This window comes from Psychromonas sp. Urea-02u-13, assembly GCF_002835995.1.
Lineage (GTDB): Bacteria > Pseudomonadota > Gammaproteobacteria > Enterobacterales > Psychromonadaceae > Psychromonas.
This window is the reverse complement of record NZ_PJBZ01000111.1, coordinates 1-13,928: the sequence shown is the minus strand read 5'-3', so window position 1 is coordinate 13,928 and position 13,928 is coordinate 1. Positions and strand designations below refer to the sequence as shown.

Genomic DNA, 13,928 nt, shown 5'->3' with positions numbered 1-13,928 from the left:
ACGATTAGTTTCAGTAATTTCGCCAACTTAGTAGCGGGCAGTGGGGGGGATATCTTTAATATTGACGCTGCGATTGGCAACCTAACGGGTGGCGCAGGTAACGATACTTTCACATTATTAACCAATGGCTTCGCTACAACCATTGATGGTGGCACTTCAGGTACTGATGAGTTAATTGGTTGGAATAGTGCAATCAATACGAATACGTGGGTAGTCGATGCTGTCAATACACTTTCTAATGGTACTAACAGTGTTACATTTTCAAATATTGATGACCTGCAAGGTGGGACGGGTATTGATAATTTCACCGTTAATGCGTCTATTGAGAATATTAACGCGGGCAGTGGTGATGATGTAATTAATGTTAGTGATACCCATTTAATCACCGGCCGCATTGATGGGCAAGATGGTGCAAACGACACTATTAATTTAACGGCTGCTGGGCAAACACTGGATTTAGCTACTTTTAGCGCGGTTGAGTTTGTAAATGGTTTTGTTTCCGGCACGAGCACTCTTCAAGGCAGTAATACACAAATAAATACCTGGGATATCACCACGCTAGGCAACACGGTAGGGGGGATTACTTTCACTAATTTCGCTGATTTAATCGCAGGCAGTCAAGGTGATACGTTTAATATCAACGATAGTATCGGCAACTTAACGGGCGGTATGGGGGGCGATCATTTTAATATAACAGCGAGCACGGCAAGCATTGATGCAGGCGCTGGAAATGACATTATTAATATTGCTACGACAGCATTGGTCACGGGCTCTATTGAGGGTGGTACTGGGATTAATGATGTATTAAACATTACTACGGAAGCGCAAACACTTGATCTTTCTACCTTAGTAGGAATTGAAGCGGTCAATGCTCTCTCCACCGGTGGTCCGAATACACTACAAGCTGGGAACTCTGCGACTAATACTTGGAATGTGACATCCACTAATACAGGTAATGTTGCAGGTATTACCTTCAGTAACTTTGCTGATTTAGAAGCCGGTAGTGGCGGTGATATTTTTAATATTGATGCGATTATTGGCAATTTAAAGGGCGGTGATGGCATCGATGTCTTTAACATTGTAGCGACGACCGCCAGTGTTAATGCTGGCGGAGGAAATGACATTATTAATATTGCTACGAGAGCATTAGTCACGGGTAATATTGATGGAAGCACAGGTAGTAATGATAGGTTAAATCTTACTACGGCAGCACAAACGCTTGACCTATCTACCTTGTTAGGAATAGAGGCGGTTAATGCACTCTCAACAGGCGCTAGCAATACACTGCAAGCGGGAAATACGACCACGAATACATGGAATATAACATCAGCTAATACAGGTAATGTTGAAGGTATTAGTTTTAGCAACTTTGCTGATTTAGAGGCCGGTAGTGGTGGTGATATTTTTAATATTGATGCGATTATCGGTCATTTAAAAGGCGGTAATGGTAGTGATACCTTTAACATTACTGCGACAACGGCAAGTGTGAACGCAGGGGCCGGAGACGACATCATTAATATTGATGCGACAGCATTAGTCACTGGCAGTATTGATGGAAGCACTGGCAGTAACGATGTATTAAACCTTACTAGTGAAGCTCAAACGCTGGTTCTTTCTGACTTGGTCGGGATAGAGGCGGTTAATGCCTTAGCGACGGGGGGAAATAATACCTTGCAAGGGCAAGATACAAATAATACATGGCTAATTACTGATACAAATAAAGGTACGTTAAACAATACAATTACTTTTAGCAACTTTGCTAATTTAATCGGTGGTAACAAAGACGATAATTTCTCGATAGGCTCATTTTCTGAGATTGGTAAAATTGATGGTGGTAACGCAACAACAATCGATAGTGTAACAATTACGGATGCATCACAAACGATTGTGATTGGCACGGATGCTGTGAATATTGAGTCTTATACCGCCACCAGTGGTGTTAATACATTACAGGGTGCAGATACGAATAATACATGGAACATTAATGGCAGTAATCAGGGCACGCTCAACGGTGATATTGGCTTTGCCAACTTTGCTAACTTAGTGGGCGGGAATCAAGATGACAGCTTCTCGCTTGGGTCTTTTGTTAATATCGGCAAAATTGATGGTGGAGACGCTAGCACTATAGATAGTGTCACCGTGACAGATGCATCACAAACGATTGTAATTGGCGCCGATGCAGTGAACATTGAGTCTTATATTGCGACCAGTGGCATTAATACGCTACAAGGTGAAAACGTGGCGAATACATGGCTGATTACTGATGCGAATAAAGGCACATTAAATAACACTATTGGTTTTTCCAATTTTGCTAATTTAGTCGGGGGTAATCAAAACGATGCTTTCTCGCTAGGTTCATTTTCTGAGATAGGTAAGATTGATGGTGGTGATGCCAGCACAATGGATACGGTTACCGTTACTGATGCATCACAAATAGTTTTAATTGGCACTGATGCTGTGAATATCGAGTCTTATGTTGCAACTAGTGGGACAAATACATTGCAAGGTAGCGACGATTCCCAAAATACGTGGAATGTTACCTCTGCAAATTCTGGGCATGTTGGCAGTGTCTCGTTCACTAATTTTGCAGATTTAGTGGCTGGTAGCAAAGGTGATACGTTTAATATCAATTATTTGATTGGTAATTTAACGGGTGGTGCGGGTGATGATAATTTTAATATCAATGCTAATGCGAATAGTTTAAACGCTGGCTTAGGTAACGATACCGTAACGCTTGATAACATTAATCGAGTGAATATCCCAATGGATGGGGGAGTTGGTGATACCGATAGTTTGATTTTAACGGGCGCTTCTCAAGATCTTTCTTTAACGAATATCTCTAATTTTGAGATTGTTGAGGCACAACATAGCAGTGTTCATACGTTAACCGCCGGTAATGACATTAATACTTGGACTATCGATGGTAGCAATTCTGGGGATGTGGCTGGGGTTGATTTTAAAGGGTTTAGTCGATTAAAAGGCGGTACTTTAGCGGATCACTTTACGGTTACAGAAACGGGTAAAATTGACAAAATGTATGGAAATGAAGGGGATGACTCTTTCATATTAAATACTGTTAGCTCGTTATCTACAAATAATTCATATGTAGATGGTGGCATTGGAAACGACAGCTTAACTGTCAATACGTCGTCAAATACTTGGTTAATAAAAAATGGTTATGACGGTGAAGTCGAAAATGGCCTTGTGGTACGGGAGTTTTACAGCGTTGAAAATTTAAGTAGTGCACCAGGCAGTTCTGATACACAAGATTACAGTCAGTATGTCGGAATCGTTGCAATTGATCTCAATAAAACAACGGGTATCGGAGAAGTGATTGGTAATGGCAGAGACTCGACAGTAATAGGTCGTGATGTTACCAATACTTGGTTAATCAGTGGAACCGATGCCGGCTCTGTTTCATATTATGATGGTTTTAATGATGTTACTTTTGTATTTAGTGATGTGCTGAATTTAACGGGCGGTAGTGGCATCGATACTTTCGCTATTGGAGATTCAGGCTCACTAGATGGCAATATTAAAGGCGGCGGCGGAGTCAACACCTTACTAGGTTCAAATATTGAAAGCACTTGGAATGTGACTACTGAAAATGCAGGTTCACTTCTTTACGCAGGGGTCACCACAAACTTTGAAGATGTTAGTGAATTAATTGGTGGCGATCAAATTGATACTTTTAATATTAATGCACTTGTTAATAGCCTTAACGCAGGTAGTGGTAATGATCAAATCTATTTAAAAAATATTGATATTGTTAATTCTGTTATCGATGGCGGTGAGGGGGCAGATACGATTCATTTACTGGCAAGTAATCAGGTTGTCAATGTTGCCACTTCAATGACGGGAATCGAAATAGTTAATGGTTCTGTAGATGCTGAAAATACTCTGCAGGCTAATAATGGGAATAATATTTGGGCTATTGATGGTGCCAATGCGGGGGATTTAAATGGGCTGAGATTTACTAATTTTAGTCATTTAGAAGGAGGGAGTAGTGTTGATACTTTTACCTTTGAAAATAATACCGCGACGTTAAATTCTATTTTAGCTGGAAGTGGTAATGATATCGTCAATATGGCCAGTATTGATCCTAATATTCAAATTGATGCTGGAGAGGGCACCTCCGATACGCTCAATATTACCGGTTCTAATCAAACAGTTAAGCTTTCTGATATTACTAACTTTGAAATGGTAAATGCAGCTGATGGTGTGAATACATTGCAAGCCAAAGATAGTATTGCTAATACCTGGCTTATCTCAGCTAATAATACCGGTACGGTTGATGGCGTTAGGTTTTCTAATTTTGGTCAGTTAAAAGGTGGTGATGGAATAGATAACTTTACGTTATCTGATATCGATTTTGTTTCGGGATTGATTGATGGTGGAGGTGGCGCTAATACGGTCAATCTAACGACAGCTAATCAAACCGTTGTTATTGAAAAGGATATTACGAATATTGGGACTCTAAATGCCTCATCAGGTAGTAATATGCTACAAGCCTCAGATATTTCTAATGAGTGGAATATTACTGATAATGATAAAGGAACCGTTAATGGGCTTTCTTTTTCTAACTTTAGTGATTTATTGGGAGGCACAGGTCAAGATGAATTTTCATTAACGTCTATTTCTCAAATTTCTGGCAAAATTGATGGTGGCTTAGGTAATGATAGCGTTATGTTAAGCGCTGCCAATCAACATATAATTTTAGATGCTGATATCACGCGTATTGAACTATTGCATGCCGCTGCTGGTATTAATACGCTTCAAGGTGCTGATATTGATAATACGTGGAACATTACTGGTGATAATACGGGTAATGTTGCCGGTGTTACTTTCGATAATATCAGTGATATTGTTGGTGGTAATGAGGTTGATAATTTCAATGTTTCCGATATTAGCCAAATTTCTGGCCTTATTGATGGTGCTGGTGGACGAGATAATCTGACTCTGACAGGGACCGCGCAAACGGTTGAGTTAGGTGTCAATGTGACACAGGTTGAGAATTTAGTCGCAACAGAAGAAGATGCACATTTAGTCGGGTCGAACAATGCTAATGTTTGGACTATTGATGGTGAAAACAGCGGTTTTTTAACGAATAACACTGGTACGGTTAATTTCTCGGGTTTCAAAAACATGACCGGTGGTCGATCTATTGATCAATTTACTCTCTCTGGGGCTGGCGATGTTACTGGTTTAATTGATGGTGGTTCAGGCAGTGATTCATTAGAAATTACAGCGAATGATATCCAAATTATTGAGCTGGGTAACAATACAAACGATAATCTAAATGTTGTTAATATGGAGAGCATTGTTGCAAATAGTGCAACGGAAAACACCTTGTTAGCAGGTAATGTCAGTAATACTTGGCTTGTTAATGGTAATGAAAGTGGGTCGGTTGCTTATAGTGGTATAACGACTTTATTTAGTAATTTTGATCATTTAACGGGTGGTAGCGAAGTTGATAAGTTTAATGTAGCAGGTGGTGGCGTAAGTAGTATTTCGATGGGACAAGGCGCTGATACTATCACTCTTTCTGGCGGTAATGTTGCGTTAATCTCTGGTGGTGAAGGAGATGATACATTTACCGTTTCTGGCGGTACTGCAAATCTAATGCAGGGTGATAGCGGCACTGATTATGTTACTTATATGCTTGATAATGTGTCGGTTACTATTGGTGATGACATTGTTGGCTTTGAAGGTGTTACTGCGCAAAAAGGGAATGGTACAATTACTGCTCAAGATGATGTGCTGACGACATGGGTGATTAATGAACTGAATAAAGGAACCGTTACTGACACTTCTGCGCTAAGTACCTTGTTAGCGTTCAGTGGGTTTTCAACGGTGACTGGTGGCTCTGGTATTGATAACTTCACTGTTAGTGGAAATGGCGTTATTACTAATATGATTAATGGCGGAGGTAGTGCAGATACGCTGAATGTAATACTTGATAAGCAATCACGTACAGAGTCTGCTGTGATTAACTTTAATGGCGGAGAAGGCGCTGACGTTGTTAATATCACTGGTACTGCAAATAGTTTTTCTGAAACCTACACGCCAAATGTAAGCGTTGATGGTAATCAATTTGATCAACTTCATTTCACTAAAGAAAATTCAAGCACTAATGTTGCTATCAACTTCAGAGACGTTACCTCTGTTAATGATGACATAGCAACGACTAGCCTCGTTATCAATAGTGGCCAAAATGCAGATACTTTATATTTAGATGCGACACAGTTTAGTACAGATTCTGCATCGGTAAATATAAGCTTTGAGTCATTACTCAAAGGTGACATTACCATTGCTGGCATTGGCAGTTCGCTCGTATTGACAGATTCTGTCGATGTTAATGGTGATTTATCTATTAGCGCAAATGAAGTAAGGCAAACATCAGGTAGTGTAAATACAGACCGACTATTACTGAATAACGTTATTGCAATGGGGGTTGGTGATGCCATTGAGACCAATGTTTCAGAATTGTTAATTGCTGATCACAGTGGTGATATTTATTTAAATCAATCTGGCGATATTAACTTCTCGCAATTAAGTAATAGCAGTGGTGATGTAAACATTAATGTAACTAATGGGGATGTGAATGCGAGTAATGGGTTAACTTCTTCTGGAAATTTAACGCTTGCCGCAACGAAAATCAACCTCTCTGGGAACAATCAATTAACAGGTAATATAGACCTCAGTGCCAATGATATCGTATTAAATAACGATGCATTGACTCGCATAGTTGGCCTAAGTAGCCAGAATGTTTCAGTGACGTCTACGGATAGTATTATCGTGGAAGGAGATTTGCTACTTGCAAGTAATGGTTCAGGTATTGCTACGCTACTTTCGTCACAGGGTGATGTTTTACTCAATGGCACAACAACAGCTGATTCGTTATCTATCACTGCTAATAATGATGTGCTAATAAATGACCTAACGGCAAAAAATCTTACTATTAATGCGATTACAGGGGATATTGTTGGTAATGGTACGGTGGCGATCTCAAGTAATGTCGATGAGGTAACAACAACCTTAGTCGCTAATGCTGGCAATATTACTTTTACTGATGAAAATAATGACTTCGATGCAATTTCTGTGACGGCAAATTCTGCCACTATTACTGACGTGAATGGCATTTCTGTATTGGATAGTGAATTAGCGAGTAACTTAATTGTTAATTCAAATGGTGAAATGAAACTAGGTAGAATAACAGCTGGTGAGTCACTCTATTTTAATGCTGGTAATGCTAACATAGTGTCTGAAAATTCAAGTTTGACAGCTCCAGTAATAACACTCCGTGCTACGACAGGAATCGGTGAGGGGTTATATGATACGTTATTAAATGGTTCTAGTTTAAACACCACGGGGGCTATTAATACGGAAACTGCACTGTTAAGTGCTATCAATACGGACTCTGGATTACTCTTTATTAATAATGGCCAGAATGTTGCGATTACTGATTTAAGAAATAAAGGCGATATTATTATTAGTAATGCGGGTGATATTACGTTGCAAACTACAACCGCATCATCAGGAAATATTCAAGGCGCAATCGATGCCAATTATGGTTTACCGATTAGTAATCAAGTTTATAGTGGCAGTGTTGCGATTATCAATGATGGGGCCGGGTCTGTTTATACAACCGGTGTTGGCTTTAATGAACCAGATATTATTGCAGAGAACTTACTGGTTAATAGTGTAACTAGCTTTGGTACTGCTGTACAACCGATTCGTTTACGTGTGAACAACGACTTTACTTTGATAGGTAGTCTTGCTTCTATCCATTACTACGGTGCACAGCCTAATACTATTACAACGAGTAGCGATTTAGTTTTACAGGTTGTGAGCACCGTTACAGGGTTGTCTGGACAACAATTGGTTGAAGTTGAACCATTAAGTGAAGTTGATCCTGCAATATTCGCAGATGTACGTAATTATACTGTTGATGATATTTCTATTTATTTACCAAAAGATCAACGCGTTGATGAGAATGAAGAAGAAGAATATGAAGAAGAATATGATCAAGATATTTAAGCGTATAAGTATTATTAATACGGATTTAATATGTTGTAAGCTTCTGAATATTATATTTTAAAACAGACTGAAGGTTTAATTGTGAGAAAGGGACTGATGTTTTCATGGAAAAAAGCAATATCCATTATATTGCTGAGTTTACTGTCATCAATAGTGCAGGCTGATTTTTTGAAAATGCCTGAGATTGAGCAGTTACGAAAAATTAAAGAAAAAACACTCCTGCAAGATATGGATATTCCTGCTGTGAGAGAAAGATCACTAGATCCAAACTCTGGGCCCCGTTTAGCTGTCGCAGAGTTTCGTATTCAAGGTTTGGTTGAGTTCCCAGAATTAGGCATAACACGTGAAGCGATTGCACAGTTAGTAGAAAGTATTCGTTTTGACCTTATGGGGGAAGGAAAATTATTAGAATCTGGTTACACAATTAATGAATTAGGGGAACTATCTGATTTACTCATTGATATTGAAGAGGAAACAGTAGACCGCCATGTTTCACCTTTAGAAGTACAAAAGTTAGTGTGGTTGATTCGTGCCCAACAAGGCAAGCGTGGTGTGACTCTTGGGCAAATAGAGGGCGTTGCTAATAGCATTACTCAATTCTATCGAAAACGTGGTTTTATTCTTGCTAAAGCGTATATCCCAAAGCAAGAAGTGCGCGATGGTGTCGTTAACTTAACCGTCTTGTTAGGTATATTGGGTGAAATTAATGTGCATGGTAATGCCTTGTATGACGACGATGAGATCTCCTCTGTATTTGGTAATTATCTTGATAAACCAGTTACCAGTGAAAGCATAGAAGAAAATCTTTTTATTATTAATGGATATCCAGGCATAAATGTAGATGGTTATTTTGAGCCTGGCACACAAGTTGGAGATACCAAGTTAAATGTAAGCGTTCGCCAAGAAGAACGTTTTAGCTTTAATACTCGAGTCGATAACCATGGGTCAAAAGAATCTGGTTTGTACCGATTTCTTATTGGTGGTCAAGCAAATAACCTGTTTGGCTTTGCTGACTATTTGAATGTTAGCCTATTACAAACTGTATTACCTGAAGATACCACTTTTTGGCAGATCAATTATGAAAGTAATTTTTTTAGCCCTCGTTTGCGAGTTGCTGTTGATATATCACAAAATCAATTTTTAGTAGACCAATCTTCTATCGCGGCTAACATCGATTTAAGCGGTGTAGTAGATGTATATGGTGTACAGGGAACCTACATTTCACAGCGAAGTCGAAAGCAAAATAGTAGTTATTTATTACGCTATGAAAATATTAGCTCTGATTTGCAAATAGGTGATTTACCAGATATTGACAATTATCTTGATGAACGTTTATCTCGTTTAGCATTATCGTATCGATTTGATTTACTTGATGATACCAATAAGCTACTACATGAAGTTAATATCGGTTATAACTATGGTTTTTTTGATTATGGTTTTTCGGTCGGTCAAAAAGAAAAGTTTCACGTGTTAATGGTTGATTACACGTTGTTGAGCTTTTTCAAAGTACCTCTTACAGATAGCAATTCTCGTGTTGTTTTTCGTTCTTATAGCCAATATGCCGGCACTAATTTATCGTCTCTTTCTCGTTTTTCATTAACGGGACCAACTAAAGTTAGGGGGTTTTCTTCTAGCTACTTTACTGCTGATGATGCTATTTATTTAGGTACTGATTGGATTTTTAATAGCCCGAGTCTTTTTGATTTTTCAATTGCAGGAGCTGATTTTAGTAATTCATTTAAACCTTTTGTGTTTTTTGATTATGCGTATGGTTACCAGCATTTGTTAGATCTTCAAAATACATATGCAACTGCACATTTAGCGGATGTTGGATTAGGCTTAAAGGTATCTCATCGAAGTGGTTTTGATGGCACTGTTCAATTAGCTTTTCCAATTTTAAGCGAATTAGAAGTTGCAGGAGAAGACTCAGACTATGATTCTATGCTAATTACTTTTGATTTCCAGTACGTGTTCTAAAAAGTAAAAAAAAACGCAATTTAAGTGAGTTTTTTGTTGAATAATTAGCAAAAATATTTTATTTTACGGGATTGTAAAATCTGATTAACACTTAGGTTATAAAAGTGTTATTAACTCAATACCGATTTGGTATTAACTATGGAAATGGAAATATATGGCAATTTATTTAGAGTTTGAAGGAATTAAAGGAAACGTTACTGCTGAAGGTTTCGAGAATCATGTATTAGTTGATTCAGTAAGCTTCGGTGTAAGCCGTGGTTTAACAATGGAATCAGGTAAAATGGCTAACCGTGAAGTCGGTAAGCCAATCGTTTCTGAAGTATCTTTAGTTAAATCAGCTGACAACTCTGTTACTGCCTTGTTTAAAGAGGGTGTATCGGGTTCATCTGGCAAAAAAGTAACACTGAAGTTTGTTCGTACTGGTACTGCTAAAGTTGAAGAATTCATGTCTTACGCGTTACAGGATTGTTTAGTAAGTAGTTACCACATCTCTGCAAACGGTGATGAAGAACCAACTGAAAACTTAACACTTAGCTTTTCTAAGTGCGAAATTAACTACACTGATTTCGATGGTAGCAACAAAAGTGGTAGCCCACAACGTGCTGGTTACGACCTTACTACAGCTAAAGCTCTGTAATAATAAGACCATATTTAAAGATACAGCTAACGCTGTATCTTTTTTTTATAATCATTTTGTTAGTAAATTAAAGTAAATGACATTAACAAAATCATTATGAATAATTCTAGTAATACAATTCAATATCTATTTTCAGGGAGCGAGATTAGCGAATGAGTACATATACTCAAGATGGTCGTTTTTTATCGATTGTTACATCATTAGCGAAAGATGAACTGCTACTTACTTCGATCAATGGTATCGAGTCTATCTCTTCTCTTTTTCAATTTAACTTGACGGCGATGTCTGAAAATACAGATATCGAAGCAAAACAGTTAATTAATAAAGCAATCACTTTTACTATTCACGATGGTATTAACCGCGTGTTTAATGGTGTTGTAAGCCACTTTTCGTTTGGTGAAATCAAACAGAATGGGTTACGTGAATACCATTTTACGGTTGTGCCATGGACATGGTTCTTAGACCGTACTGAAAATCGTCGTATATTCCAAAACAAAACGTGTAAAGATATTGTCAGTCAAATTTTTTCTGACTTAGCCTATAACGATTTTGACTTTAAAGCTGCCCCTGGTGGCGTACGTGAATATTGTGTGCAATACGGTGAAAGCGACTTAACGTTTGTAATGCGCTTGCTCGCTGAAGAAGGTTATGCAAGCTATTTTAAGCATGAAGATGGCAAACATACCTTTGTGATTGTTGATCAGATGAGTGCATACGCAGAATCTCCACAAAGTGACTTAACTTACTCTAAGGGTGATAGTCCTGATGCCGAAATTAACGCATGGTTACATAACTATGAGTTTAAAAAAGGCGAGTGGATAGTTAATGACTATAACTTTAAAGAGCCTAATAAAAATTTAATTGCAGAAAGCCCTTCTAAAAGTAAGCTTGAGAAAAACAATAAGTTCAAACATTACGATTACCCAAGTTTATATGATTTTGCATCGGGCAAAAATATCGCTAATGCACGTATGGATGCGGAAGAGGTAAATAGCAATACTATTGCTGGTGCAAGTAGCTGTTCAAGTTTTGCTGCTGGTCTATTTTTTAAACTCGATAAACATGATGCGAAGTCAGAAGTAGGTAAATACTTACTGTTAACAGTACATCACCAAGCTTATGAGAATACCTTTTCAACGGGTCAAGGTGGCGATGAGCACTACAGTAATAATTTCACCTGTATGCCACTTGAAAACATGTATCGCCCGCCAATGGTCTATAACCGACCCGTTATGTACGGACCACAATCAGCTTTAGTAACTGGCCCTAAAGGCGAAGAGATTCACATTGATGAATTTGGCCGTATTAAAGTGCAGTTTATGTGGGATCGAGAGGGTAAAAAAGACGAGAATAGCTCGTGTTTTGTACGTGTAATGCAAGCATGGGCAGGTAATGGTTGGGGGTCTTCATTTGTACCGCGTATTGGCCATGAAGTCATCATCTCGTTCTTAGATGGGGATCCAGATCGCCCTATCGTGACTGGCTCTGTTTACAACGGTAATAATAAACCGCCATATCCATCAAAAACCCAAAGTGGTATTAAAACGCACTCGACCAAAAAAGGTGGGGCTGATCATTATAATGAAATTCGCTTTGAAGATAAAAAAGATGCAGAGCAGATATACCTGCATGCAGAAAAAGATTTAGATACTCAAGTTGAAAATAATGAAACGTTGACCATTGATAATGATCGTATTAAGACGGTTAAACATGATGAAATTTCAAGTATTGGAAATGATCGCACGAAAACAGTTAAGCACGATGAGAACTCTACCATTGAAAATGACCGCAATAAAATTGTAAATAACAATCAAACTGAGTCAATCGCTAACAATAAAACCATTGATGTTGGTAAAGAACACCGTGAAGCGATCATGGGTAATATGACCATTAATGTTGAAAAAGACCTCAGTGAAACGATTAAAGGTAAATACACTGAAGCTGTCACCAAAGAGTATGGCTTGAACGCTAAAACGATCACAATGGAAGCTGATGAAAAAATAATAATTAAAACCGGATCTGCACAGATTGTGATGAAGAGTAATGGTGATATTACAATTAGTGGTAAGAATATCAACGTTAAGGGCTCCGGCAATGTGGTACTAAAAGGAAGCAAAGTTCTATCGAACTAAAAATTATTATGAATAAACAAGCAACTGAAATTGAAGCCTCAGCAGAAAACCTCGCGAGTGAGTATAGTATTGCTGCTGGTGAGATAATCATCGGCACATTAGTCACAATTGATAATAATGGTCAAGCCATGGTTGATTTTGCGCAGAACCCTAAAGCGTGTGCTATTCAAGCGATTAGCACAACGTCTGTTACCCACCAACAAGTATCGCGACAAGTTGCTCTGCTATTTAACCAGGGTGATTTAACTCAGCCTATCATCATGGGGCTTATTCATAGTCCACTGCAAGCGATGCTTGAAAACTTTGCTGAGCAAATGGAAACTGAAAAAGTTGAGCTTGCAGGTGATCTTAATATTGATGATGTCAAGGTCGAAGGCAATAAAGTCACCTTTGAAGCGCAGGAAGAGATGGTATTTAAGTGTGGTGAAGCAAGTATTACTCTAACTAAAGCTGGAAAAATTCTTATTCGCGGTAAGTATCTATTAAACCGTTCAAGTGGTGTCAACCGCATTATGGGTGGCTCTGTTCAGGTAAACTGATCGCGCAAGGTAAAAACACTTATGCTTCAAGTCAATAATACAACTCCCTTCGCAGCAGAAATCGCTACTTTCCCTAATGAACAGGGGGTTGACTCCCTATATGTGATTGTAAAAGCCAGTTTTATTATGGGGCAACAGTGGAGCCTTGCCGATGAACAAACTCCCCCACAAATGGGCGATGATTATTGGGGAGAGCCCGGTTTATCAAGCATCAAGCACCTTTCTGATTTTCATATCGGTAAAACTAATACAGACATTATTATGCAAGGCAATGCTTGTGCGCCTAACCACCAAGAGGTCAGACAATTAGATGTTCATTTGATGGTAGGCCAAGTACAGAAAACGGTACGCGTATTTGGTGACAGGCAATGGGTTAACGATCAGCCAAGTCTAGCTACGCCTTTCCAGTCGATGCCCTTAGTGTATGAGCGCGCTTTTGGTGGACAACACCAAATTGATGAAACAAACCAGTTAGTCGAAGAGCGTAATAGTGTTGGCTGTGGTTTTGCAGGCAAACGTAGCAGTCAAGAGATGCAAGGTATTGCACTACCCAATATTGAAGATCCGAATCAACTGATACAAAACATTAAAGATACACCTACT

Annotated in this window: 6 protein-coding genes; all 6 read left to right on the top strand. The window is 38.6% G+C overall.

Annotation, left to right across the window (positions count from 1 at the left end; translation table 11 throughout):
- Positions 1 to 8,040, top strand: an 8,040-nt coding sequence (locus tag CXF74_RS19215) for a hypothetical protein (protein WP_157822461.1), incomplete at its 5' end; no start/stop codon positions are given.
- A gap of 96 nt (positions 8,041 to 8,136) precedes the next feature.
- A complete protein-coding gene (locus tag CXF74_RS19210; protein ID WP_101084150.1) occupies positions 8,137 to 10,017 on the top strand; it encodes a ShlB/FhaC/HecB family hemolysin secretion/activation protein in 1,881 nt (626 codons plus the stop codon).
- Between the two features lie 154 nt (positions 10,018 to 10,171).
- A complete protein-coding gene (locus CXF74_RS19205; protein WP_101084149.1) occupies positions 10,172 to 10,654 on the top strand; it encodes an Hcp family type VI secretion system effector in 483 nt (160 codons plus the stop codon).
- A gap of 152 nt (positions 10,655 to 10,806) precedes the next feature.
- Positions 10,807 to 12,786, top strand: coding sequence for a type VI secretion system Vgr family protein (locus CXF74_RS19200; protein WP_101084148.1), 1,980 nt, complete (start codon positions 10,807 to 10,809; stop codon positions 12,784 to 12,786).
- Between the two features lie 8 nt (positions 12,787 to 12,794).
- Positions 12,795 to 13,325 carry a DUF6484 domain-containing protein gene (locus tag CXF74_RS19195; RefSeq protein WP_101084147.1) on the top strand — a complete coding sequence of 177 codons (531 nt, stop codon included), beginning with the start codon at positions 12,795 to 12,797 and terminating at the stop codon, positions 13,323 to 13,325.
- A gap of 21 nt (positions 13,326 to 13,346) precedes the next feature.
- Positions 13,347 to 13,928: DUF2169 family type VI secretion system accessory protein (locus tag CXF74_RS19190; protein WP_157822460.1), on the top strand; the 582-nt coding region annotated here is incomplete at its 3' end.

Excerpts from the sequence above, each read along its gene's own strand:
- CXF74_RS19210 (WP_101084150.1), top strand. The coding sequence starts at position 8,137 with ATGTTTTCATGGAAAAAAGCAATATCCATTATATTGCTGAGTTTACTG.
- CXF74_RS19195 (WP_101084147.1), top strand. The coding sequence starts at position 12,795 with ATGAATAAACAAGCAACTGAAATTGAAGCCTCAGCAGAAAACCTCGCG.
- CXF74_RS19205 (WP_101084149.1), top strand. The coding sequence starts at position 10,172 with ATGGCAATTTATTTAGAGTTTGAAGGAATTAAAGGAAACGTTACTGCT.
- CXF74_RS19200 (WP_101084148.1), top strand. The coding sequence starts at position 10,807 with ATGAGTACATATACTCAAGATGGTCGTTTTTTATCGATTGTTACATCA.